Genomic DNA, 25,612 nt, shown 5'->3' with positions numbered 1-25,612 from the left:
CACGCCGGACGATCGTCGTGGGCCGGTCCGGCTCAGGTGAAGACCCGGATCGGGCGGACCTCGACGCCGCCGAACTCGGCGGGGACCTCCTTGGCGATCGCGATCGCCTCGTCCAGGTTGGCCGCCTCGATCAGGTAGTAGCCGCCGAGGGCCTCCTTGGTCTCGGCGAACGGCCCGTCGGTGACGGCGAACCCGCCGGCGCCGTCCGAGCGGATCGAGGTCGCGGTGGCCTCCGGCTGCAGGGCGTTGCCACCGCTCACCGCCGCGGCGTTCTTCTCGTTGAAGGTGATGTGCCCCTGCATGACCCGGCTGTTGACCGCCTCGCCGCCGTCGACGTAGCCGGCCTCGTTCTCGTAGATCAGGATCAGGTACTGCGCCATCGCGTGTCCCCTGTCATCGCTGGGCCCGCTGCTCGGGCCACTCAACGGTCCGACGAACGGCTTCCGGCCGGATCGACACCTCTCAGTGATTCTTCTCGGGTTTTGCCCGCGTCAGTCCTCGCCGTGGTTTGTGGCTGTTTGCGCAGGTTGCCGGCTTGGCGGGGATAGCGTCGGCCGCTCTGGATTGTTAGCTTGGGTTAAGCAAGCATGTGTCCGCCGGAGGGGAGTCGCACCCACGATGACCGCGAGGCCCGCCTCACCGGACAGCTCGGCCCCCACCGCCTCAGCCGGCCCGGACGACGCCCGAAGCCGGCGCTACGCCATGGTCGCGCTGTCGAACACGACGGTCGGTGTCCTGATGGCCACGATCGACGCCTCGATCGTGATCATCTCGCTGCCGGCCATCTTCCGCGGTATCGGGCTGGACCCGTTGGAGCCCAGCAACATCAGCTACCTGCTGTGGATGCTGATGGGCTACATGGTCGTGGTCGCGGTCCTGGTCGTCTCGCTCGGCCGGCTCGGCGACATGTACGGCCGGGTCCGGATCTACAACGCCGGCTTCGCCGTCTTCACCGTCGCCTCGGCGGCCCTGGCGCTCACCCCGTGGACGGGGTCGAAGGCCGCCCTCTGGCTGATCATCATGCGGGTCGTCCAGGGCATCGGCGGCGCGATGCTGACGGCCAACTCCGCCGCGATCATCACCGACGCGTTCCCGGCGAACAGGCGCGGGATGGCGCTCGGCATCAACCAGGTCGCCGCCCTGGCCGGCTCGTTCCTCGGGCTGGTGCTCGGTGGCGTGCTCTCCGAGTGGAACTGGCGGGCGATCTTCTGGGTGAACGTGCCGATCGGCATCGCCGGCACCATCTGGGCCTACCTCAGCCTGCGGGACAACGGCCGGCGGACCGCCGCGAAGATCGACTGGCTGGGCAACCTGACCTTCGCCGTGGGCCTGACCTCGCTGCTCGCCGCCGTCACCTACGGCATCCAGCCCTACGGCGGCCACATGATGGGCTGGACGAACCCCAAGGTGCTCACCGCGCTGATCGGTGGCGTGGTCGTGCTCGGGATCTTCGCGGTGATCGAGACCAGGGCCGAGCAGCCGATGTTCCAGCTGGGCCTGTTCCGGATCCGCTCCTTCGCCGCGGGGAACATCGCGCTGCTGCTGGGGGCGGTCGCCCGTGGCGGCCTGCAGTTCATGCTCATCATCTGGCTGCAGGGGATCTGGCTGCCGCTGCACGGCTACGACTACGAGCAGACCCCGCTGTGGGCCGGCATCTACATGCTGCCGCTGACGATCGGCTTCCTGGTCGCCGGGCCGGTGTCCGGGGCGCTGTCCGACCGGTACGGCGCGAAGGTGTTCTCCACCGGCGGACTGGTCGCCTCCGCGGTCGGGTACCTGGGCCTGCTGCTGATCCCGACGAACTTCCACTACCCGTCGTTCGCGCTGCTGCTCCTGCTCATCGGCATCGGCTCGGGGCTGTTCGCCGCTCCGAACAGCACCGCGATCATGAACGCGGTCCCGGCCGAGATGCGTGGCTCCGCCTCGGGGATGCGCTCGACGTTCATGAACTCGGGCAGCGTGCTGTCCATCGGCGTCTTCTTCTCGTTGATGATCGCCGGCCTCGCGTCGGTGCTGCCGCGGACCCTGACGGACGGCCTGGCCTCCCACGGCGTGCCTACGGACGTCGCGACCCGAATTGGTTCGCTTCCTCCGGTGGGCAGCCTGTTCGCCGCGTTCCTCGGCTACAACCCGGTCGAGCACCTGGTCGGCTCGGACACCCTCGCCAAGATCCCGCCAGCCGACGCGCACACCCTGACGGGCAGGGAGTTCTTCCCGTCGCTGATCGCCTCGCCGTTCCACCACGGTCTCGTGATCGTCTTCACGATGGCGATCGTCATCACCCTGATCGCCGCCGGCGCCTCACTGCTGCGCGGTGGCCGCTACGTCCACGTCGACGAGATGCCGGCTACCGCCGACGCGTCGCTGCCGGCCCAGCCGTCGGTCGCCGCGACCGTGACCGTGTCGACCGCCGACGGGGTCGTCTTCCCCGCGGACTGACGTCGTCGGTTTCCATACCATGCTGATGATCACCGGTAGCCGTCTCCTGCCCTCGAAGACCTTGATCGCGTACTTGGTATCGAAACGGTCGTTCGGTGTCATGGTTTGCGCCTTTTATCCATACCGAGTCGGGGATCATGGCTGACCAGCTGGCCGACATCGACCGAAGATCACCAACTGGGTATGGGATTCGGTGTCTGTGCACCGGAACGAAGATCCCCATCGGGGTATCCCGGCCTCGCGGGGGAGTGTTTCGTGTTCGCCGGGAGCGCCCCGGCGCCCGAGGCGTTCCGCAGAACGGTGGATCTTCGTGTTCGTCCCCGGCTCATGCCGGGCCGTCGGGCCGGTTGTCGGGCGGCTGCTGACCAGGCCCGAGAGTCAGTCTTTGGCGGCCCGGCGGTAGACGTCGGCGGTCAGGCGGGCGGTGCGACGCCAGGTGAAGGTGCGGGCGTGGGCCCGGCCGGCCTCGCGCGGGCCGTCCGGGTCGATGCCGCGGGTCGGGCCGTCGGCGAGGCCGGCATAACCCCCGTCGATCACGTCCAGCAGCGCGTCGGCGAGGCGGTCGACGTCGGCGGGCGGTACCAGCCGCACGGCCCGGCCGACGACCGCAGCGGTGACCTCGCGCACGGCCGGGATGTCGGCGGCCACGACCGGGGTGCCGGCGGCCAGCGCCTCCAGCGGAGGCAGCCCGAACCCCTCGTACCGGGACGGGAAGCACAGGGCGACCGCGCCCGCGACGGCGGTGCGCAGGTCCGCGGGGTCCAGGTAGCCGGCGGTGATGACCGCGCCCTCGGGCAGGCCGGCCGTGTCCAGCGCCGGGCCCCAGCCGGCGGGGCCGACGAGGACCAGCGGGGGGATGTCCCGGTAGCTGCCGTGCAGGCCGCGCAGCGCGGACAGCAGCGCCGCCAGGTTCTTGCGTGGCTCGGCGGTGCCGACGAACAGCAGGTAGCGCTCGGGGATGCCGTGCGCGCGCAGCCAGTCCTGGGACGGCGGCCGCGCGTCGAACCAGGCGCCGTCGACGCCCAGCGGCGTCACCGTCACGAGGTCGGGGTGTAGCCGGTAGGCGCCGATGACCTCGTCGGCGACGGCCTGGCTCGGGGTGATCACGGCGGCGGCCCGGCGCAGGCCCCGGGGGACCAGCGTCGTGTACCGGGCGGACGCCGTGCTGACCGCGTCCGGGGTCCGCAGATACGACAGGTCGTGGACGGTGAGCACGCCACGGGCACCGCGCAGCGGCGGGAGCACGAAGTTGGTGGCGTGCAGGACGTCGGCCCGGCCGGTGAACAGCTCGACCGGCAGCCGCTCGCCGCGGGCCCAGGACTCCTGGAGCAGCCGGGCCGGCGCGCGCCGGGCGGCCGGGGCGACCCCGGGCGGCAGCGCGTCGGTGAGCCCGGCCAGGCCCCGCCAGGTGAACGCGGTGGCGGCGAGCTCCAGCGGACGGCCAGGCTCGCCGCGCTCGTCGACCGGACCCGCGAGCGCCGCGAGCAGGTTCTCGACGTACCGGCCGACCCCGGTCCGCTGGCCCAGCAGCGGGGTGCCGTCGAGAACGACCCGCAGCGGCGCTTCGGCCGCGCCGCTCATCGGGTCAGCCTTCGTACAGGTGGTGACGGCTGGCGATCGTCCGCCAGCGGTCCGCGAACGCCTCGTCGGAGAACAGCTGGGCCCGCTCGACCGCCTCTTCGGCCAGCCGCGACCGCAGCCCCTCCTCGGCGGCGAGCCGGCGGGTGAACGACATCAGCTGCTCGGGCTCGGTCCACCGGAAGCCGTCGATGCTGTGCCGGACGATCTCCCGCTGCCCGGCCCGGTCGATGACCACCGGGACGCAGCCGCCGGCCATCGCCTCGACCGTCGTCATGCCGAAGTGCTCGGCCGTCCACGGCTTGCGCCGCTCGTCCTCACCCCAGCCCGTCGCCGACCAGAACACCGAGGCCGTCGACAGCAGCCGCTCGACCTCGGACCGCGGCGCGTTCGGGTGCACCTCCACCGGCAGGCCGGCACCGGCCGCCCGGACCTGCTCGACGTAGTTCTGCTGCGAGTCCTCCATGCCGCCGACGACGTGCAGCGTCCAGCCGGGCAGCGCCCCGGAGTTGTAGAGCTCGGCGAACCACTGCACCATCTCCAACTGGCGCTTGGCGTGCCCGAGGCCCGGCGCGAAGAAGCGGCCGACCGTGATGATGGACTTCTCCCGCACCGGCGCCGGACGCAGCCGCTCGACCTGGATCGGCGGGTAGAGGACGTCGGCCTCGTTGCGCCACATCCGGCGAATCCAGGTACGCGTGAAGTCGGAGTTCGCCATCACGACGTCGTAGCGGTCCAGCCAGGCGAGGTCGTGCGGGTCGCGCAGCAGCCACGGGAAGCGCAGCGCGACCTTGGCCGGCAGGCTCTCCTGGGCGTCCACCAGCCGCGGCCGGCTGATCGCGATGCCCAGCTCACGGACGTCCGACGGCCCCGGCGTGAACGGCTCGCTGACCAGCGTGATCTCGGTGCCGACCTCGGACTCCGGCAGCGGGATGTCATGCCCGACGAACTCCGCGCCGACGTCGATCTTGGCGATCGTGTCGCCGTTCGGCGCGAGGATGCGCAGCGGGGTGCCGGTCGGGGCGCCGGGGCGGCCGAACTCGGCGCGCAGCGCCCGGCGGCCCCCGGCGGAGATCGAGAGGATCGCCCTGCCCGACGACCAGCGCCACTGCCGGACCCTGCCCCCCTCCGGTGGGTACCAGCCGAGGCCGAAGTCGACCGCCGGGCGCACCCCGCGCAGCAGCGGGCCGGCCGACCGGACCGCCGCCTTGCGCCACGCCGCCATGTCGTGGTCGAACGGCGTCGGGAAGAAGCACAGGTAGGCGGCCTTGCGTGACCGGGTCGGTATCCGGCTCATGTACGAGCCGTTGATGAACAGGTCGTACTCGCCCGACAGGACCGACAGGTCGTCCTCGCCCCGGTCCGGGATCCGCACGTAGCGGCAGCCGGAGAGGTCCAGACCGAGGTGCGCGCCCAGCTTGGCGAGATCGACGTCGGAGTGGCCGAGGATGTCGACGTCGGCGCCGTCGCCGGCCATCACCTGGGCGATCATGCCGTTGTGCCGCTCGCCGCCGCCCATCGAGTGCCAGAACCGGTTGTAGACGGCGGCCCGCACCTGGCGGCCCGACGGCACCACCGACGGCCCCGGCTGCCCGGCGGGCTCCGGCTCTCCCCGGTACGCGGCTGGCCGCTCGGCGGTCTCCGGCCTGGGCCGCGGGTCGGGCTGGGAGGCCGGCTCGTCCCGCGCGGGCGCCTCGGGCTCGACGAGCGGTTCGGTCGCGGCGATGGTGGCGGCCGCGACCGCCGGCAGTGGCGCCGGTTCGGCCTCGTTCAGCCGGGGTTCGGTCGGTTCGGGGCTGGTCAGAGTGCTGGCTCCCGCCGGTTCGTCGTGCTCCTGTGGCCCGTCGGCCACGAACACGGCCGCGGCCGCCTCCGGGGTGACCAGGTTCGGCACGCCACGGTCGGGGACGGCCGGTTCCGGCAGCGACCCGACCTGGAAGCCGACATGGCGCCGCGAGCCCGCGAAGCCCGAGTAGGTCATGAAGGCCAGGTCGGACGGGTGGTCCGGGTGCACCGGGCCGGGCGGGTTGGCCGCATCCTGGCCCTCGTCCCGGGCAGCGGCCTCGCCGTGGCCGGCGTCGCCCGCTGGGCCGTCGTGCGCCTCGGCCACCGCCGCCTCGGCGACCAGAGCTTCCTCGGCGATCACGGGCGCCGTGGCGGCCAGGGGCTCGTCGGCGATCACGGGCTGCTCGGCGATCACGGGCTGCTCGGCGGCCGGGGGCTCCGGGTGCGCGGGCTCGTCGACCGCGGGCCGGCTGGTGAGGCCGCCGGCGGTCGGCACCGGGGTGGGCTCGGAGATCTCGGCCGGCGGCGCTGCCCCGGCCGGGTCGGCGAAGACGCCTTGGCTCATGTGGGTCTGGACGCCGGAGTCGGCCGGGACGTTGTCGGCCGCGGGCGCCGGCGGCTCCGCGTCCGCGTCGAGAACGTCGGCGTCAGGGGCGCCGGGGTGGTTGTCGGCGACCGGCGCCGGCTCCGCCGCGACGGCGGGCGCCGGCAGGAAACCGTGGTCCACGTCGAGGAAGTCGTCCGCGTCGATCACGCGATCGTCGGCGAACGGGAGCCCGTCGGGCCCCACCGAGACCCGAATGTCCCCGACCGGGTCAAAGGTGGGGTACGAGCTTCCGGGCAGCGTGTCGGGGGCCGGGAAGCGCTCGGCCAGCAGGTCGAAGTCACCCTCCGGGAACGGCGTGACCGGCTCGGCCGGGAACGGCTCGAACACCAGGTCGTCCAACGCGCCGGCCGGCGTTGAGGGAACCGGCGTCGCCGTCTCACCCAGACGGTCCGGCAGGTCCACGCTGACTGGGAGATCCGCGCCGGCTGGGACGTCGTCGCCGGCCGTCAGGCCCGGGCCGGGTGCCGGGTCCGCGTCGCCGCTACGGTCAGCCGGTCCGCTCTCGACCGGCCCGCTCTCGACCGGGACTCGCTCGGCCGGGGTGTGGGTGGCCGGGCCGCTCTCGGCGGGGCCCGCGTCGTTGGCGGCCGCGTTGACCCCGGCCAGGAAGCTGGCGAGGCGCGACCTCGGGACCGCGGTCGTGTCCTGCTCGGTGAACGTGGGCGTCGCGGCGTCGGTCGCCCTGCCGGCGCCGGGCCGGTCCACGTCCGTCTGGCCCGCATCCGTCTGGCTGGCGTCGACGCGGCCGAGGTCGAACCAGCCGGCCTCGGCCGGGTCGGTGCCGGGACCGTCGGACCACGGAGGCCGCCGTCTGGGCAGCGGCGCGTCGGCCGCCACCGGCTCGGTGGCGAGGCCCGCGGCCAGCTCCTCGGGCAGGTCGTCCGACAGCGGATCCCAGCGCGGCAGGTCGTCCGGCGGCTCCCGCAGGTCGACGTCGAGCACCTGGTCGGCGTCGGTGTCCGTCACCTGCTTCACGACGGCGGGCGGCGTCGGCTCGGCGGCCGGCGCGGGCTCCACGGCCCGATCCGCGTCCGTGCGCCGGGGCTCGGCGGCGGCGCGGCCGGGTAGCTCGACGGGCAGACCGGTGGCGCGGTCGATGACCAGCCCCTCGACGGGCTCGCCGACGGGGCCGGCGGGCGGAAGGTTCGCGCCGCGCCCGCCGTCCGCCAGCGGCGCCGGGACGGCGGCCGGTGGCGTGGCGTCGAAGGCCGCGGACGGCTCACTCGGCGCCGAGGGCTCGCGGGGGTACAGGGGCGGCAGCGGTTCCAACGACGCGAGCGGGCTCAGCCGGCCCGGCCGGTCCGACGGCTCGTCCGGACGCAGGAAGCGCTCCAGGTCGGCGGCTCCGGGGAGCTCGATGCCGAGGTTCTCGGCTCCCGGACGCCCGGCTCCCGGATGGCCGGCATCGAACGCGTCCCCTGCGCTGAAGGCGTCCCCGGCGATCCATTCGGGTCGGGCGAACGGATCAAGCCGGGTGGGCTGGTCCAGCGGGTCGGGCCGGTCGAACTGGTCCAGCGGACCGAGCCGGCTCAGTCCCAGCGGGTCCAGCGGGTCGAAGGCGATCGCGTCGTCGGTGGCCGGCGGGGGGAGCGGATCCCGGCCGAACGGGCCGGCGCCGAGCCGGTCCGCGCCATAGCCGCGCGGGGTACCGCCGGCGGAGTCGGCCGGGTCCGGTGTCTCGGGCCGGTCGCGGTCGTCGGGACGGTCGCTCATCGCGACACCAGCCAGTCCTGCAGCGAGCGACGTCGTTCGCTCGCGGTACGGCCAATCTCCCGTCGCCGCGTCACCATCGCCGGGAACAGCCGCAGATACGAGCCGATCACCTTCAGCCGCAGCAGCGTCGGCCGGACCGCCGGCCGGCTGCGGGCCGCCCAGCCCTGCCGCGCCGTGCGCAGCGCGATCGACGCCGTCGTCAGCGGGTAGCGCGCCACCGCGGACACCGCGAGCGGCAGGGTCGCGTCCTTGGTCAGCATGAGCAGCCGGTTGCGGTCGGTGTGGAACACGAACAGCGGCGACCACTCGACGCTCGACGCGGAGTGGACGTGCCGCAGCACGGCGCCGGGAACGTACCGGATGCTGTACCCGCGGGAACGGATCCGCCAGGACAGGTCCGTGTCCTCGTAGTAGAGGAAGAAGTCGTCGTCGAACCAGCCGAGGTCGTGGCCGAGCGCGGCGCGCATCGCCATCCCGTTCCCGCAGGCGGTGAAGACCTCCTCCGGGTTCGCGAACTGGCCGGCGTCGACCTCCTGGTAGCCCCGGTCGGCGCCGTAGCCGTCGCGCAGCACGATCCCGCCGACGTTGTTGATGACGTCGACCCGGGGCGACGTGGCGTCGATGGTCACGGAGACAGTGTTCGGCTCGGTGCCCGCCACGGGCAGCGCGGCGAAACGCGCGGCACCGCCGTCGGCCGCCGCCCAGCCGGGGCCGCCGTCGGCCGGGCCGGCGTGGCCGTCCCAGCTGACCACGACGGTCTTCGGGGCCTCGGCGGCCCAGGTCAGGCCGAGCGTCACCGGGCCCTCGTCGGGCACCGGAACCAGCAGCTCGCCGGACCCGCGGGTCCAGAAGAACGGTGCGTCGGGCGGGCCCTCGGCGCCGAAGGTGAGCCGCTCCCAGAGCACCTCGCGCAGCACGTCACGGCCGTTGACGGTGACCGCGGAGATCCGGACGCCGAGCGACCGCGAGTCGTGCGGGCCCGGCGAGAAGGTCGGCGTCTCCAGCCGCAGCCGCAGGAAGCGGGGCAGGAAGACGACCTTGCCGGTGACCGCGCCGAGCTTCTCGCCGCCGGGCTGCTCGAACGGGGCGAGCAGGTTGGCCAGCCAGTCGACCTGGGGCACCGCGTCGTTGTTCAGCAGCACCGCGAAGGTGGTGTTGACCTGGCGCAGGGCCAGGTTGTTGCCGCCCGCGAAGCCGAAGTTCTTCGGCGACTCGATCACCCGCACCCACGGGTAGCGCTCGGCCAGCAGCGCCCGTGAATGGTCGGACGACGCGTTGTCCACCACCCAGGTCTGGAACCCGAAGGCGGTGTTCTGTTTGGCGACCGCGTCCAGGCACGGCGGCAGCAGGTGGGCGCCGTTCCAGTTGACGATGACGATCGTCGCGAGCGGCCGGTCGCCCCAGCCGCCCGCGGGCCCGCCGCCGTCCGTGCCGCCGAGCGCCGGCACCGGCGCCTCGGGCGCGTCCTTGGTCAGGGATGCGCCCTCGAGCGGGTGCACCCCAACAGGTTGCACGGTCATGCGCGAAGCCTCGCCTCGTAGTCGACCTTCACAAGGCCTTCACCGTGGGAGCCGTGGACTCCGAACAGATCGTGGAACCGCCGTTCGGTGATCGGCTTGCCGGTCGTCGCGTCGGCCACCTCCACCCGGACGGCGAACGCGCCGAGCAGGGTCGGCAACGCGTCGATGGTGAAGTCCAGTAGCGAGAAGCCTGGGCTGATCTGGACGCCACCCGGGGGGGTCTGCATCACCCAGATCGGCAGCTCCTGGGGGCCGACCGCGATGCAGCGCACGGCGACCCGCTCGGGATGGCCTTCATCGCTCTCGAGCCCGACGGTGATCGTGAGCGACTCGCCCGGCTCGAAGGACATCTTCGGCGGGCCGCCCGGCGCGTCGCTGTAGCCGATCGTCTCCGGCCGGACGGTCGCCTGGCTGAACGCGCCCTCGCCCTCGGTCGGCGAGCTGCCCAGCCGCTGGCGCAACAGCTTGGTGCCGACGGCCGGCGCGCCGTCATGGATGATCTTGCCGGACTCCAGCACGATCACCCGGTCGCACATGTTCTCGATCAGATCGAGCGAGTGGGTCACGAACAGGATCGTGCGGCCCTGCTGGCGGAACTCCTCGATCTTGGCGAGGCACTTGCGCTGGAAGGCCTCGTCGCCGACGGCGAGGACCTCGTCGACGAGCAGGATGTCCGGGTCGACGTGCACCGCGACGGCGAAACCGAGCCGGACGTACTGGCCGGACGAGTAGTGCTTCACCTCGTCGTCGATCTTGTGCCGCAGCTCGGCGAAGTCGACGATCGCGTCGAACAGCTTGTCGGTCTCGCGCTTGGTCAGGCCGAGCAGGGCCGCGTTCAGGTAGACGTTCTCCCGGCCGGTCAGCTCGCCGTTGAAGCCGGCGCCGAGCTCCAGCAGGGAGGCGATCCGCCCGTTGACCTCGACCTTGCCGCTGGTCGGGCGCAGGATGCCGGCGAGCACCTTGAGCGTCGTCGACTTGCCCGAGCCGTTCGCGCCGGCGAGCCCCACCGTCTGGCCGCGGGGGATCTCGATGTTGATGTCGCGCAGGGCCCAGAAGTCCTCGCCGGACAGGCCGCCCCGGCGGACGAACATCTCCTTCAGGCTCGTCGCCCGCTTGTGGTAGGAGACGAACTTCTTGCTGACGCCGGTCGCGCGGATCACCACCGGGCCGCTCGCGGTGCCGCCGCGAGCGACCGGGCCGCCGGCCGGCAGCACGCCGGCGCTGACGCTCGCGGTGCCGGCACTGGCCGCCCGGCCGGCTGGGGTGGCCCCCTGGCCGGGGGGCGCGTGCGGGGGGGAGGTCTGGGGCACTAGAGATCCTCGGCGAAGTCGGCCTGCAGCTTGCGGAACACCCAGACCCCGAGCGCCAGCACCGCCAGCGAGATCAGCCCGGCGATGCCCAGGTGCTTGAGGTAGTAGAGGTAACCCGGGTCAGCGAGGACATTCGACGTCGTACCGTCCGCACGCGTGATGGAGACGTCGTTGACGTAGATCGCCCGCTGGAAGGTGGCGACGACGACGGCCATCGGGTTGAGCAGGTAGATCCAGGTGTACTCGTGCAGCCGGTTCTGGATCAGCCCGAACGCGTAGACCATCGGGTTCGCCCAGACCCAGGCCATCAGCGCCACCTCGATGAGGTGCGGCGTGTCCTTGAACCGGACCGACAGCGCGGAGACGAGCATCGACATGCCGGTCGTGAAGACCAGCGCGACCGCGCCGGCCGGGATGAGCAGCACCAGGCCGCCGCCGAGCAGCGGGTAGCCGAGCGCCAGCACCACCACGAACAGCACCAGCAGCTGCAGCACGAAGTGCACCGCGGCGAAGCCGACCGCGCTCAGCGGCAGGACCGGCAGCGGGAACCGGACCTTCTTCACCAGGTTCGCGTTGCCGATGACGCTGCCGCAGGCCGACGCGACGCTGCCCGCGAACGCGTTCCAGACCAGCATCCCGGCGAGGAAGTAGATGCCGAACCGTGGCACACCGGACTTGAACACGACCTGGAACACGAACGTATAGACGACCAGCAGGAGCAGGGGGTTGGCCAGCGACCAGGCGAACCCGAGGGTCGAGCCCTTGTACTTGACCTTGAGGTCCTTGCGGATGAGGTTGCGCAGCAGCTCCCAGCGGACCCGGCTCTGCGCGCGCGACCGCCGGGCCAGCACGCCCGAGTTCCGGCCCAGGTCGGCCGCGCCGGCCGGGGCTGTCCGGGCGGCGTGCCGTGGCCCCGAGCCGGACCGGCGGGCCGGTGGCGTCGGTGGCACGCGCGCAGGCTGGGCGAGCCCGGTCTGCGGCGCCGACGGGACGGGTGCCGTGGACGGCGCGGGCGTCGCGGATGGGACACGCGCTGCCTGATCCGCCTCGGGCATCGTCGCGGTCGGCGACGGTGACGGGGACGCTCCGGCCGCGCCACCCTGCCCAGCGGCGGGGCCAGCCCCTGCGACCTGCACTGCTCGGCTCCTTCTCGACCCTGTACGACGCCGGACCCTGAACGACGCGGACCGACCGACGATCATCGGGCCCTGGCCGGTCGCCGGTCCGGGGGTCGCCGGGCCTGTGTCGCCTCGGGACCGCCGTTCGTAGCGCGGACGGCCCCTGTTGTTGTCCAGATCGTGCCATGGTCCCGGGTGTGCCCGCCGAGGCGGGTGACGTCCGGAATTGGCGACGATAGTCGCGCGCCTGTGCCCCGCGCTCGGACCGCACCGGGGATCTGCGTCGCCACCTCGTACGGAACAGCGGCGAGTACCCGCGTCACACCGTGTGCCCGCATCGCGGTACCCCGCCTCGTACCCTGCTCCGGCGGCGCACCGTGCGCCTGCATGGCACTACTGCCGCTGGCACCGCCGCCCTTGCACTACCGTCCCTGGCACTACTGCCGCGCATGGCCGCCCAACTGTTCGCGTCGCCGTTGACGCCGGTCGCCGGGTTCCGCGAGGCGGTTCATAGTATCTGGGCCGCCTGCTCCGGCACCGGTCGACGCCTTGACCCGCCCTGGCCGGAGGAGGCGCGACAGCGCGCCTGGTCACGTGTTCGGCCCGGCGACCGCTACCTTCGCGCCTCCGGAGTCGGCCGGCTTCGGCCGAGCCGGCACCGGCCTGCCGGATTGTGGCCTCTCCCGCTGTCGCGCGGCCTGTGACGGTGACCGGGGGTGGTGCGAGGTGGTCGATGACGCGCGGCTCGGCCACGCCTGGTCGCACCTGGACTCCGGCGGTGCGGACGCACTGTCCGTCGACGTCTTCGAGACCCTGCTGTGGCGGCTGGTTCCCGAGCCTGCCCACGCGTTCTTGCTGTTGGGTGAACGGCTGGCGGCCGCCGGCCGGCTGCCACCCGACGTCACCGCCGGCCAGTTCGCGCACCTGCGGGTGCTCGCGGAGGCCCACGCCCGTCAGCAGGTCCTGGTCAACCGCGGGGGCGCCGGCCGTGCGGGTGCCATCGGTTCTGGGGGCGGCAGCGGCTCTCAGGGCTCCGGTTCTCAGACCGCCGGACATCCACGGCTGGACGAGATCTGGGCGCTGCTGCGTCCCGCCCTGCCCGGAGCCGGCGAGCTCGACTACCTGCTCGACGCGGAGCTGTCCGTCCTGCGGGCGATCTACCGCGTCGACCTCGACGCGGCGGAGCTCGTCGAGCTGGCCGCGCTCAAGCTGGGCCTGCCGGTCTACCTCGTCGCCGACACCTGTCTGTCCGGCGCGCAGCTCGACCGGCTGCTCGCCCGGGCGGAACTGGCCGGCATCCCGTTCGCCGGGATGTTCACCTCTGCCGACGTGGGTGTCGGGCCGGCCGACGGCCTGCTCGATCACGTCGCCGCCGCCACCGGCACTCCGGCGGCCCGGCTCCTGCACCTGGCCGGCGACCCCACCGGTGCCGCCGGGGCACCGGCCGCCAGGCTCGCGACCTCCGCGCCGAACGTGACGGTGGTCCGCCGGGGCGAGGCGACGGCCGAGCTGCGGGCGACCCTCGCGGCCGAGGGACTGCTCGGAGATCCGGATGACGCCACCCCGGTCGACCCGGAATACGGCGACTTCGGGCTGACGGCGTTGCGCGCCCGGGTGCTGCACCGGGCCGAGGCGGCCGGGGTGCCCCGAGCGCTGCGGCGGTTCTGGGACACCGGAGCCACGGTGTTCGGCCCGGTGTTCACGGGATTCGCCGAGTGGGTCGTGGAACGGACCCAGGAGCTGGGTGCCCAGGAGGCGTTCTGCCTGATGCGCTCCGGGGAGTTCGTCTCCGGTCTGCTCGCCGGGCCCGGTCGGGACGCCGGCGTGACGGCCCGCCCGCTGTGGGCCTCGCGCGAGGTCTGCGCCCTGGCCAACGTCTTCGAGGCATCCGCGCCCGAGCTGCGGGCCTTCCTGGCCCATGCCGGCACCGGGCCGCCTCCGGGCGAGTCCGGGACCTCCACCGGGGCTGGCGGCGCGGTGGGCACGGTCGGCGCCCTGCTGCGCCGGCTTCGGGTGGATCTGGCCACCGTGCCCGGCATCTCCGCCCTGGCCGGGCGCCGGCTCGACGTGCCCACCGGCCTGCTCGACGAGATCCTCGAGGAACTGCTGGAGACGCTCAGCCACGACGACCGGATCCGCGGCGAGATCGTGCTGGCCGCCGAGCGGCTGCGCGAGCGGTTCCTGCGCTACCTCGACCAGCGGCTGCCCGACCGTGGCCCGGCCGTGCTGGTCGACCTCGGCTGGGACGGCACGACCCAGGTGCTGCTCGCCCGGCTGCTGGCCGCCACCGGCCGTGAGGTCACCCCGGTCGGCCTCTACCTCGCGACCGGTCCGGCCGTCCACGCGCACCGGCTCGCCGGGCACCGGATGGAGGGCTATCTCGTCTCCGCCGGCCAGCCGGCCCGGCTCGCCGGCCAGCTGCTGCGGGCCCCGGCCGTCGTCGAGCAGGTCGCGCTGGCCGACGCCGGTGCGCTGATCTCGTTCGACGAGGGGTCGACGCCGCTGCTCGGCCTCGGGCGGGCCAGCCGTACCCAGCTCGCGCAGCGTGGCGCCGTCCAGGACGGGGCCCGAGCCTTTCAGCGGGAGTGGCTGCGTTACCGGGAGGCGCAGACCCCGGACGACGGCGACAGCGCGTTGCCATCGCTGTGCGGGGACGGAGCCCGGTTGGCGCTGCTGCGCACGCTCACCCGGTTCGTCGCCCGGCCGACCACGGTGGAGGCGGCCGCGTTCGGCGCCTGGCGGCACGACGGCGACGATCCGGCCGGTGGGCTGGCGGGCGACCAGCGACCGGCCGGAGCCGAGACGAGGGACGCCTCCGCGCTGCCCGGTGCCGCTGCGCCGGCCGGTACCTCCTGGCCGGCCGGTGTCGCCGGGGCGACCGGTTCCGTGGGCCTGGCTGGTTCAGCGGGTTCCGGCGGTTCAGCGGGTCTCGGCGGTTCGGCGGGGATGGGCGGCTCAGCTGGCCTGGGCGGCGGTTCGGGCCGGGACGGCCAGGGTCTCGTGCCGGCCGAGCTGATCCGGCGGATGCCCTACCTGAGCCCGGCTGGCCTGGCCGAGCTGCCGCTGCGCGAGGCGACCTGGCCGGCCGCCGTCGCCGCCGTCGCGAACCGGCCGCTGGCGCTCGTCACCGAGCTCGCCGTCGCGGCCGGCGTGGACCCGCGCGAGCTCTCCGCGCCGGCGGCGGCCGGGCCCGTCGAGGTGTACGTAGACACCGGCGCCGACTTCGCCCGCGGACCCAAGGCGACGGCGACGCCGTATGCCGGGAGGGACGGGCTGTCTCTCGTCCGGCTTCGGGTCGACGCGGTGGGCGCCCGCCGGGTCCGGATCGACCCGGCCGGCCGCCGCGGCCTGCTGCGGCTGGACTGGCTCACTCTCGGCTTCCACATCGTCGGCGCAGGCGAGCCGCGACAGTTCACGATCACCGCGTTCGAGGGTCCCGGCTCGCTGGAGACGGGCGAGTCCGACCGGAACGGCGGCAGTATCACCGGCTCCGCGGCCGGATTGGCCGGATTGGCCGGCCGTGGTCGAGGCGTTGTCCTGGGGCTGGTTGGGCTGCGAATACTCCAGCCCAACCTTGTCGAAGTCCTCGACGGTGACCCTCAACTCGTCTACAACCTGGATCTGCCGGGCATGCCCGAGCTGGGTGGCACGTACGCGATTGACGTCGAGTTCGCATTTGGGTGGATGGGGATCCGGGGGGACCCTGTGGCCGCCCCGGTACCCGCCGCCGCGGGTCCGGCCGCCGGACCGCAACTTCCCCGCCGGGCCGCCCGTCGGGTGATGCGACAGCTGGGAGGCCTGCGGTGAGCGACACGGCGACCGGAGGACCGGCCGGGCCTGAGCCCCCGCCCGGCCCGTCCGAAGCGCCCGGACCGGCGCAGCCCCTGCCGGCCGGTGATGGCGCGCCCAGGGCGGCCGAGCCCGATCGTCTGCCGATCGCGTCGACGGCACTGTCAGCCCGGCCCTACGTCCGCTCGGCCACCCCGGCCCAGGCCGAGGGCGCCAGCGTCCCCGCCGCCGAGGCCCCGGCGGCGCAACGCCCCGCCGCCGGGATGGCGGCCAAGAGCGACGGCCGCGACGAGGGTGCGTTGCGGGCCAGCTTCGCCGACCTCGCGGCCAGGGCCGCGGCGGGCGGAGCGGCAGATGTCGCCGTCTACGGCCAACAGGGCCAGGGCCAGGGCCAGGTCGAGCGGCACGACCCGACGGTCGGTCCGGACGGGCCCACGCTGCTGCTGCGGTCGGTCGTCGACCTGCGCGAGGTGTGGGTGCCGCTGCTGGCCGCGGCCGGCGCCCGCAGCATCGCCCTGCTCGGTACCGAGCAGGGCAAGACCACGGCGCTGCTCGTCGAGCTGCTGCGGGCCGGCGGCGGAGGCCGCCTGCTGGTCGTCGACCCGGAACCCGGGCGGGTCCCGGCGGCCGGGCGTGGCCTCGACATCGAGGTCGTCCGTGAACACGGTGCCGCCGGTCTCGACGATCACACCCCGACCGACGCCTACCTGATCGACGGTGACGCCAACTTCGCCACCGTCTCCAGGACGCTGGCGGCCGTCGCCGACGCCGTCCACGAGTTCGGCCGGGCCAGCTTCCCGTTGATCCTGCTGCACGACGTCGGCTGGCCCACCGCCCGGCGCGACCGCTACACCTCTCCGGACCGGCTCACCGGCGCCGACCGGCAGCCGTACACCTGGGACGCGGGCGTCACCTTCGACCGGGTCGACGCCGTTCCCGGCCGGGGCCTGCGCGGCGAGGGCGCCTACGCCTGGGCGCTCGCCGAGGGCGGCCCGCGCAACGGGGTGCGCTCCGCCGTCGAGGAGTTCGTCGCCGGGCATCCCGAGCTGCGGTTCTTCACCGTGGCGCCGATCTTCGGCCTCGGGATCATCGTCGACCGGCGGGCGCCGTACGCGGCCAGGATCGCCGAACTGCTCGCCCCCTGGGTGTCCAACCCGCTGCTGGCCAGGCTGGAACGCAACCGGCTCGACCTGTACCTGCGGGTCGTCGCCCAGCGGGACGAGGCGCTCGCCAGCGCGCAGTCGCACCACCGGGACGTCTCGCGGCTCGACGCGGAACGGCTGCGGCTGATCGCGATCGACATCGAGAAGTCCGATCGGATCGCCGAGCTGGAACGGGCGCTGGCCGAGGAACGGGCGCTGACGGCCGACGCGCTGAACGCCCGGCTGGAGGAGCCGCGCCTGGTCGCCGCCGCCCGGTCGGCCGACTCCCGGCTGCGGGCCCGGTTCGGGCGCGGCCCCAGCAAGCTGGAGCAGACGAGGGCCCGGCTGGCCGAGGAGGAGCGCCGCCGCCGCGAGGGCGAGCCTGGCGCCTCGGACGGGGCTGGCCGCCTCGCGCTGCCAGCGGGCGGCGGCGGGGGCCCCTACGGAGCCGGCACGGGCCGCGGTGGCCCCCGTGCGCTCCCGGCCGGGCCGGCGCCGCGCGAGTCCTCGGAGGGGTCCGGCCCGACCACCGGCCGGGGCGGGTCAGCTCCTGGGCCGGACGGGCCGGGTGACGTCGACCCGAACAACCCGGGCCAGAACAACGCGGGCCCGAACAGCGTCGGCGGGCCGAGCGACGCCGGCTGGCGTGGTGCCGGTCAGGACGGTGCTGGTCAGACAGGGGCCGGCCCGGCGACCGGCCAGAACGCGGCGTCGCAGCGGAACCGGTCCGGTCGCGAGGCCGCCGAGCGGCTGCGCGGGCGCCACCGTCTCCACCAGCCCGCCGCCGAGCCCGACCTGCTCAGTGACGGCCGGGCCGAACAGGCCTCCCGGCTGTGGACGCCCACCCGTACCTCGGCTTCCCCGTCCCGCAAGGCGCCCGACGGGCCGACACCAGCCCCGGCGGGTCGGTCCCGCCGGACCACGTCACGTGACGCGGCCGCGCCGCCCGAGGACCCCGCGCCACCGGCGCCACCGGCGGCTCCGTCCAATACGGCTCCGTCCAACGCGGCTTCAGCCAATCCCGCGCAGGTCCCGCCGGGGGCCGGAACGGGCGCGTTCCTGCTGCCGCCGGCACCGGCGATGCTGCCCCCTTTTGAGGCGATGGCAGCCGTTCCGCCCGTCCCTTCACCGGCCTCGCCAAGGGCTGCCACGTCGGCGCCGTCCGCCTCATCGCCGAACGGGTCGAGGCCGGGGGCGCCCCTGCCCGCCGCGTCCCGGCCTGGCGCCTCGCCAGCAGGTGCGCCGCCGGCAACTGCGCCGCCAGGAAGTGCACCGCCGGTGGGCGCGCCCGCTGCGGGCTCGTCGCTGGCGGCTTCGGCGCTGGCTGAGGGTGCGACAGCCGGTGGTGCGCCGGCGCCGGGGCCCGCGATGCCGATCCAGTCCGGCCAGCCGATCGCGGCGGGTCAGTCGATCCCGCCCGGTTCGGCCGTCCAGCCCGGTCAGCGGGCCGAGCTGGGGCCCGCCGGCCAGTCACAGCTTTTCGACCGCTCAGGCGTCCCGCGACGCCGCCGGATGTCCGCGACCGCGAACCAGGAACGCCACGAGCCTCGCCACCGCGCCCCCGGCCGCAACCACCACCCGGACCGACCGTCCTAAGCCCGTCGCCCGCTGGCCGCTGATCGCCGCTTTGGCCCTGGGCGGGTCGCGTTTGGGGCGTTTCTCCAACCCCCTCAGGGCCTAACCGGCGATCACGGGCACGAAGGTGGTTGTGGGTTGGCGGAACCTTCGCGGCGCGGGCCGGGCACCTGGTACGGGGGGCTGTTGGCGGGGTCGTAGCGCAGGCGCCCGGTGCCGTCGGAGGTGCGCAACGCCTCCAGCCAGGTGAGGGCGATGGCGGCCACCTGGATCAGCTCGGCCCGCAGGTCGGCCGGGTCGGCGTTCTCGAGCATCGCCTTGGCGACCTCGCCGACCTCCTCGACGAGCACCGGCAGCCGCACCGCGTCCGGCATCGCCGGGTTCAGGATCGACCGTTCCCCGTGCTTGCGATAGGCCCGCGCGGCCTCGGCCTCGACCGCCGCCACCGTCTCCGCGCTGATCGTCAGCACCGGGTCCGACGAACCTGCGGGGCCCGGCGACTGGGCCGGGTCCGACCAAGGTGCGGGGTCTGGCGAAGGTGCGGGGTCCGGCGAACGTGCGGGGCCCGGCGAACGTCGCGTCATGCGCCGAGCGTAGGCAGCATGCCGGCCCGCCAGCCGGAACGGCCCGCGGTCAGCAGGTGGGCCGATACGGGACCTCGGGGACGTAGTGCTGCCACTGGGACGAGTCGAGCTGGCTGGAACGGTCGCGGCACGCGGCGGCGGTCAGCGCGTCGTCGGACAGCGGGGTCAGCCGGGCCGTGCGATCGGCGGAACCGGTGAGCAGCGCCCGGCCGTCAGGGGTGAACGCGATCGACTCGATCCAGTCGGAGTGGCCGGCCAGCACGCCGGCCGCCGCGGGCTGACCCGGGGCCGTGAGGTCCCAGAGGTGGACCGTGCCGTCGCGGCCGCCGGTGGCGAGGGTCCGGCCGTCGGGGCTGAAGGCGACCGCGAGCACCCAGTGCGCGTCGGCCGGGATGGTGGCGACGGCCCGCGGGTGAGCCGGGTCGGTGACGTCCCAGAGCCGCGCCGTGCCGTCGTAGCCGGCGGTGGCGAGCTCGCGGCCGTCGGGGCTGAACGCGAGTGCCCAGACGTAGTCGGTGTGGCCGGTCAGGGTGGCCAGGAGCGTCGGGCTGGTCGGGACGGCGACGTCCCAGAGCCGGGTGGTGTGGTCGGTGCTCGCGGTGGCGAGCAGCCGGCCGTCCGGGCTGAACGCCACCTGCCTGACCCAGCCGGTGTGGCCGGTGAGCACGGCGAGCTGGACCGGATCGGTGGGGTCGACGACGTTCCAGACCCGCGCGGTGTCGTCGTAGCCGGCGGTGGCCAGCAGGTTCCCGTCCGGGCTGAACGCCACCGAGGCGACATAGCCGTCGTGGCCGCGCAGGCTGGCGACCTTGCTGGGCCGGGTGGGGTCGCTGACGTCCCACAGCGTCGCGAGCCGGTTGTAGCCGGCGGTGGCCAGCAGGTTCCCGTCCGGGCTGAACGCGGCGGCGGTGACCCAGCCGTCCTGCTGGTCGATCACCGCGAGCGGGCGAGAGGACTCGGCGTCCCGGACGTCCCAGAGGCGGATGCTGCCGTCGGCCGAGGCCGTCGCGGCGACCCGGCCGTCGGGGCTGACCGCGGCCCCGAGGACGGCGCCTGTGTGCCCGGTGAGCGGTGTCGCGGCCGCGGCGGCGAACGAGGTGCGCAGGCCCGCGCGGGCGGCCAGGGCCGGGCTGATCCGGAACGCGGCGAGGCTCAGTGCGTCGGCGAGCGCGGCGTCGGTCGGGCGGACCTGGTCGGCCGAGGCCGCGACGTCCGTCGCGACCGAGGCCGGAGTCGGGCTCTTCGTGGGGCCGTGCAGCAGGACCACCGGGATCAGGATCCCGATCAGCAGCAGCGCCAGCAGCGGTGTGACCAGCAGTGAGACGTGCCGCAGCCCGTCCCGCCAGGTGCGTATCGCGCTGGCGTCGGGCGCGGGGTCGGGCGAGGCCGCCTGCTCGTCGACCCGCGGGCGGATGAGGGCCCGCAGGGTGGCCGCGAGGTGCGCGGCCTGGCCGTTGGTGGTCCCAGGCGCCGTACCGGTCGTGCCGGTCGTGGCGGTCGCGGCCGCCGGGCTGGCGTTGGCGGCGGCGTCTGCGGCGTGCCCGAGGTCGAGGCGCGGCTGCGGGTCGGTGTCCACCAGCGCCGTGGGGGGTCCGGGCAGGGCACCCGAGCGGATCGCGTGACTGACCGCCGGGTCGAGGTGGGTCTGCGGGCCCATGCCGACGAGTTGGAGGAACAGTTCCTGGGCGGTGGGCCGGTCGGCCGGGTCCTTGCGCATCGCGTGCGTGACGATCGGGCGCAGCGCCGGGCCGAGGCCGTCCAGGTTCGGTTCGGTGTGGACGACGCGGTACAGCTGCACCGGCGTCGGCCCGTCGCCGAACGGCAGGACGCCCGTGCCCGCGTAGGTCATCAGCCCGCCCCAGGCGAAGATGTCCGCCGCCGCGGTCACCGGCTGGCCGTTGGCCTGTTCGGGCGCCATGAACGCCGGGGTGCCGATGCGCTGGATGTCGTGGCTGAGCACCCCGTGCGCATCGGTCGCCTGAGCGATGCCGAAGTCGATGACCCGCGGGCCGAGCGCGGAGAGGATCACGTTCGACGGTTTGAGATCGCGGTGGACGAGCCCGGCTCCGTGGATCGCGGTCAGCGCGGCGGCGACGCTGACCGCCAGCCGCTCCAGGTCGCCGGTGCGCAGCGGGCCGCCCGCCAGCACGGCCCGGGTCAACGTCAGGCCGTCGATGTACTCCGTTACCAGGTAGGGCGGGCCGTTCGGCGGGTCGACGACCTCCAGCACCTCGGCGGTGCAGAACCGGGACACCCGCCGGGCGACGTCCGCCTCGCGCAGGAACCGGGCCCGGAACTCGGGCAGCCGCGCCAGGTCGGCCCGGATCATCTTGATCGCGACCAGCCGTAGCTCGCCGTCGAGGCCGTGTGGCCCGATGGCCGTGTCCGCCCCCGCGACGCCCAGGTAGACGGTGCCCATCCCGCCTTCGCCGAGCCGGCCGACCAGCTGGTAGTCGCCAAGCTGCTCCGGATCGTCCGGGGCCAGTGGCTCGGCGGCGACGGCTCCCAGCGGATACGTCGGATGCGTCGGAAGGGTGAGCTGCTGGGGCAGGGTCGGTGCCTGCTGGGCGACGACGGGCGCGCGGCGCGGCGCGGCGAGCCCGAGGAGGGTCTGCGCGGTCGACAGGTGCGCGGCGGCCTCGCTCGGCGCGGCCGGCAGCGGTGCGCCTGGCTCGGCCGGGGGAGCGAGCGCCGGGGGAGCGAGGGGCGGGGGAGCGAGGGGCGGCTCGGCCTCCGCGACGCCGGCCTTCGCCGTGGTCGCCGGGACGTCGGCTACGGCCGACGCCGTGGTGGTCGCCGCGACGTCGGCGACGGCCGATGCCGCCGTGTTCTCGGCCGCGGCCTGATCCGCCACCGTGTTCCCGCCTGTCGCGGCGCCCGTGCTGGCCGACGGCTGCGGGCGTGCCGCCGGGACGGCGAGCGCCTGGCGCTGGTTGCGGCGCACGGACCCCCCCGACCGAGCCGGCAGACCTCCCCCGACAGGTCCTCAGTCTGCGACCCGACCCCCGACGCCGTATAGCCACCGGTCGATTACTGAAAGTAGTTCCTGTTTGCGCTCGGCTCGAGTTGGCCGGCTACCTCGCGCGCCCTGGGCGGATCCGTGACCATCACGGAGGAGTCGGTGGCCGCCGAGCCCGTGGCCCGGCTATCCGGGGCTGGGCCGGGCACCGAGTCATGCCGGGTGGTCGGGGAACGGCCGGGGCCCATGACCAGCAGAGATGACTCGACGGCCGGGCCCGCTGCGAACGCCATGTCCGCCAGGGTTCGCATCGTCCCGAGACAAGCAAGATCGCTGTTTTCGCCCGCGTGTGGCTGTAACCGCAGCGGTGTGGCAACCACTTGAGGGCGGAAACGACGATCAAGCCAGCGGGCCGAACGACCGCGACCGACCACGGAGGAGGCGCGGGGATCGGGCCGCGCTGGCCCAGAGATCAGGTGGCTCGAGTCTGACGGGAGGTGGGCGGTCTAGCCGCGTCGATGCCGGTGCGCGCCAGGTGCGCGGGGTGGGGCCGCGCCGCCGGGTGGCACCGTTCCCGTCGCGGTGCCCGTTGTCGGGCTGGCACCAGCCGTCGGGGTGGCACCGGGTGTCTGGGTGGCACCGGGTGTCCGGGTGGCACCGGCCGTCGGCAGCGCACCGGCCGTCGGCAGCGCACCGGCCGTCGGCGCGGAGTCGGCTGGCTGGGTGCCGGCCGGGTCGGTGCCGTTCTCGGACGCGTGGTGGCCGGCGCCGAACCAGTCATAGCCGCTCGGGTCGCCGGCGTGGCCCGCGATCAGGTCGCCGAGCGGGACCCCGGCCGGCGTGGCCGGCTCGCCGGGGTCGCGCGGGTCGGGGCGGACCGCGAAGACGACGGCCCAGGCCACCGTCGCCACGAGCCCGAGCGCGAGCAGCCCGAAGACGACCTCGGCGGCGACCGCCGGCCACGGAGACCAGGCGAGCATGCTGTCCAGCCCGGTCCTCAGGCTGCCCTTCGGGCCCTCCCACCAGCGCGGGAACACGGCGTGCACGGCCAGCGCCTGCATCGTGACCGCCGCGGCGAGCACCAGCGGCGGGGTGAACCGGGTGAACCGTCCCAGCGACGCGGCACCCGCGCCCACCACGACGGCGAGCGCCGCCAGACCCGCGAACAGGTACCGGCCGGAGACGCCGGAGACGTAGAACGTCTTGTGGAAGTGCAGCGCGGACTGCAGCGTCATCAGCGCGAACAGCCCCACCGTCGGCCACAGCATGCAGAGCAGGTCGACCCGGCGGTCCGGGCGGCGTGCCTGGACGACGGCGACGGCCAGGAGGACGGCCACGGTCGCGGTGCCGATCCGGGCCGCGAGCTCGGGCACGTTCACCTCGAACCAGCCGAAGTCGCCCCACCACCGCAGGATCGTTCCGTTGACCAGCACGTCGGTGAACTCCGACCAGCCGGACAGCTTGGTGCCAGGGACGAAGCCCGGCGTCGACGGCTGGAACGTGTGGTAGCGGACGAGGTTGACGACGAACCACCAGGCGCCGGCCGCGAGCGCCAGGAGCGAGCCCAGCAGCAGCGGCAACCAGGGGAACCGGGCGGCCCGCGCGGGCACGGTCGGGTCGGTCGCGGCGTCGGCGAGCAGGAACGGCACGTCGGCCCTCGTGGGGGCGGGCCCGGCGGCCGACCGGGCGCCGGAGCCTGGGACGGCCGCGAGCGCCTGGGCATCGGCGAGTGCCTGGGCACCGGCGACCGCCCGGCGGCCGCGCCGCCAGGCCAGCAGGTAGGCGGCCACCGCCAGCGGAACGAACACGACCCCCAGCGACTTCGAGAACATCGCCAGGCCGATGAACGCCCCGGTCCACAGGCCGGTGCGGATCGAGGTGTCGCCGCGCAGCACGTAGCAGATCGCGAGCGTCGCGAGCGAGCCGGTCAGGACCAGCAGGGCGTCGTTGTTCACGCTCGACCCGACATGGGTGAGCATCGGGATCCCCAGCGGGACCAGCGCGGCGACCCGGCCCGCCGCCCGGCTCTCGGTCAGCCGGTCGGCGCAGGCCCAGGCCACCAGCGGCAGCGGGGCGACCATGAGCACGCTCATCAGGCGCAGCAGCCCGATGACCAGGTCGAAGCGCAGGTCCTGCGGAGCTCCGGGCAGGGCCTTGAGCAGGCCGGCGCCGACCAGGTAGTACAGCGGCGGGTGCTGCATCATCTGCTGCACGTCGGGCTGCGGCTGGCCGGGCTTCGGGAGCTCACGCCACTCGGGCCGGTCGGCGCGCGGGGTGGCGTCCGCCTTGCTGAACGGGCCGGGGATCAGCTGGTACGGCTTCGCGCGCGTGCCGACCGGGGCCGCGGCCAGCGAGCCGACCGTCTCCGGGGAGACGGTGGCGTGCCCGACGGGTGGCCAGCCCTTGCCCTCGGCCAGCCGCATCACGGCGTCGACGTGGTGCGGCTCGTCGGGCGCGTGGTACTGCGGGACCAGCACCGACCAGCTGCTCAGCAGCAGCGTGAACAGAATCGTGATCAGCCAGATGGGCGCGGGCACCCGGCGCAGCACGCGCCACGGGCGCAGCCGGACCTCGGGCCGCAGCAGCTGACGGGCGGCGTCGAGCTCCTGGCTCCGGACTGCCACGACTGCGGACACGTGAGAGGACCCCCGAGACGACGGACGCCTGCCATCGTAGGGGCGCGACAGCCCGTTGACCTCGCCGGTTGTCACCCGATCCGCCCTATGAGCGCGCAACGTCCAGGGAATCGGAGCGGCGGGGCTCAGCTCCAGGCGTCGGCGGTGCCGATGCTCTTCGCGGGTGATCCGGCGACGATGGTCTTGGCCGGGACGTCCTTGGTCACGACCGCGCCGGCGGCGACGATGGCGCCCTCGCCGATCGTGACGCCCTTCAGCACGATCGCGCCGGCGCCGATCCAGACATGGTCCTCGATGACGATCGGCGCGCTCTGCGGCTGCGGCACCCCGTCGACCACGATCGGGTGGAAGTCGTTGTCCAGGAGCTGGGTGTTCCACGAGATCGTGCAGTGCTCGCCGATCGACACCCGGTCCCGGACCAGGATCTTCGCGAAGCCGTTGATGTTCGTGCCGTGCCCGATCTGCAGCAGGCCGGAGTCCACGACGACCCGCACCCCGCGCTGCATCGACACGACGCCCTCGCAGCGCAGCCGGCCCTCGGGGTGCACCCGCACCACCGAGGTGTCGTGCTTGCTGGACAGGCCGAACGACCCGAGGCCCACCCGCAGCACCCCGTCGGCGCGGAACTCGAACCGCTCGTGGCCCTCGATGATGGTTCGCGAACCGGTCCAGATCGGCTTCCCGTAGGCCAACGGGTAGCGCAGCCCGGTGACGAACGCGACCGCCGAGGTCTCGCGGCCCGCGTGCAGGGACCGGACGTGCTGGACGTACTCGCGTAGATCACTCCTGAACGCACCCACGTTTCCACAGTAGGCGCCGGGATGCGGCCCTGGCTCACCGGGGCCGGTGATCTGGCC

13 protein-coding genes are annotated in these 25,612 nt (G+C 74.1%); 3 read left to right on the top strand and 10 right to left on the bottom strand.

The window, feature by feature from the left end:
- Nucleotides 1-32: 32 nt before the first annotated feature.
- On the bottom strand, nt 33-380 hold the full coding sequence (locus FRAEUI1C_RS30295) for a YciI family protein (RefSeq protein ID WP_013427198.1): 348 nt from the start codon (nt 378-380) through the stop codon (nt 33-35).
- A gap of 238 nt (nt 381-618) precedes the next feature.
- Between FRAEUI1C_RS30295 and FRAEUI1C_RS30290 the strand changes: the two genes are divergently transcribed.
- Nucleotides 619-2,439 carry an MFS transporter gene (locus FRAEUI1C_RS30290; RefSeq protein ID WP_013427197.1) on the top strand — a complete coding sequence of 607 codons (1,821 nt, stop codon included), beginning with the start codon at nt 619-621 and terminating at the stop codon, nt 2,437-2,439.
- 378 nt (nt 2,440-2,817) lie between these two features.
- On the opposite strand, the gene FRAEUI1C_RS30285 is transcribed toward FRAEUI1C_RS30290, so the two are convergent.
- The 5 genes from FRAEUI1C_RS30285 to FRAEUI1C_RS30265 form a co-directional block, all read right to left on the bottom strand.
- Nucleotides 2,818-4,020 carry a glycosyltransferase family 4 protein gene (locus FRAEUI1C_RS30285; RefSeq protein WP_013427196.1) on the bottom strand — a complete coding sequence of 401 codons (1,203 nt, stop codon included), beginning with the start codon at nt 4,018-4,020 and terminating at the stop codon, nt 2,818-2,820.
- 4 nt (nt 4,021-4,024) lie between these two features.
- The gene (locus tag FRAEUI1C_RS30280; protein ID WP_083819768.1) at nt 4,025-5,536 is read right to left on the bottom strand and encodes a glycosyltransferase; all 1,512 of its coding nucleotides are present in this window, start codon (nt 5,534-5,536) and stop codon (nt 4,025-4,027) included.
- A 2,582-nt stretch (nt 5,537-8,118) separates the two neighbouring features.
- On the bottom strand, nt 8,119-9,642 hold the full coding sequence (locus FRAEUI1C_RS30275) for a glycosyltransferase family 2 protein (RefSeq protein ID WP_013427194.1): 1,524 nt from the start codon (nt 9,640-9,642) through the stop codon (nt 8,119-8,121).
- The gene (locus FRAEUI1C_RS30270) at nt 9,639-10,952 is read right to left on the bottom strand and encodes an ABC transporter ATP-binding protein (protein WP_013427193.1); all 1,314 of its coding nucleotides are present in this window, start codon (nt 10,950-10,952) and stop codon (nt 9,639-9,641) included. Before FRAEUI1C_RS30270 ends, FRAEUI1C_RS30275 begins: the two co-directional genes overlap by 4 nt.
- Nucleotides 10,952-11,803, bottom strand: coding sequence for an ABC transporter permease (locus FRAEUI1C_RS30265; protein ID WP_013427192.1), 852 nt, complete (start codon nt 11,801-11,803; stop codon nt 10,952-10,954). The genes FRAEUI1C_RS30270 and FRAEUI1C_RS30265 overlap by 1 nt, the downstream gene beginning before the upstream one ends.
- A gap of 993 nt (nt 11,804-12,796) precedes the next feature.
- On the opposite strand from FRAEUI1C_RS30265, the gene FRAEUI1C_RS39870 reads away from it, so the two are divergent.
- Both FRAEUI1C_RS39870 and FRAEUI1C_RS40500 read left to right on the top strand, forming a co-directional pair.
- The gene (locus FRAEUI1C_RS39870) at nt 12,797-15,877 is read left to right on the top strand and encodes a hypothetical protein (protein ID WP_041261780.1); all 3,081 of its coding nucleotides are present in this window, start codon (nt 12,797-12,799) and stop codon (nt 15,875-15,877) included.
- Nucleotides 15,874-18,597: a class I SAM-dependent methyltransferase gene (locus FRAEUI1C_RS40500; protein ID WP_013427190.1), complete on the top strand. Its 2,724-nt coding sequence runs from the start codon at nt 15,874-15,876 to the stop codon at nt 18,595-18,597. The genes FRAEUI1C_RS39870 and FRAEUI1C_RS40500 overlap by 4 nt, the downstream gene beginning before the upstream one ends.
- Nucleotides 18,598-18,689: 92 nt before the next feature.
- Here FRAEUI1C_RS40500 and FRAEUI1C_RS30250 read toward each other — a convergent pair whose 3' ends face one another.
- The 4 genes from FRAEUI1C_RS30250 to FRAEUI1C_RS30230 all read right to left on the bottom strand — a co-directional run bounded on the left by FRAEUI1C_RS30250 (nt 18,690) and on the right by FRAEUI1C_RS30230 (nt 25,555).
- A complete protein-coding gene (locus FRAEUI1C_RS30250; protein WP_013427189.1) occupies nt 18,690-19,046 on the bottom strand; it encodes a nucleoside triphosphate pyrophosphohydrolase family protein in 357 nt (118 codons plus the stop codon).
- 163 nt (nt 19,047-19,209) lie between these two features.
- Nucleotides 19,210-22,104: a WD40 repeat domain-containing serine/threonine protein kinase gene (locus FRAEUI1C_RS30245; RefSeq protein ID WP_013427188.1), complete on the bottom strand. Its 2,895-nt coding sequence runs from the start codon at nt 22,102-22,104 to the stop codon at nt 19,210-19,212.
- 521 nt (nt 22,105-22,625) lie between these two features.
- Complete coding sequence (locus FRAEUI1C_RS30235; protein WP_232425180.1) at nt 22,626-24,743, bottom strand: DUF2142 domain-containing protein; 2,118 nt, start codon at nt 24,741-24,743, stop codon at nt 22,626-22,628.
- A 137-nt stretch (nt 24,744-24,880) separates the two neighbouring features.
- The gene (locus FRAEUI1C_RS30230; protein ID WP_049807291.1) at nt 24,881-25,555 is read right to left on the bottom strand and encodes an acyltransferase; all 675 of its coding nucleotides are present in this window, start codon (nt 25,553-25,555) and stop codon (nt 24,881-24,883) included.
- Between the last annotated feature and the right edge of the window lie 57 nt (nt 25,556-25,612).

Source organism: Pseudofrankia inefficax, from assembly GCF_000166135.1.
Classification (GTDB): Bacteria; Actinomycetota; Actinomycetes; order Frankiales; family Frankiaceae; genus Pseudofrankia; species Pseudofrankia inefficax.
Note: the sequence above shows the minus strand (reverse complement) of the source record. Positions and strands in the feature narration are given on the sequence as shown.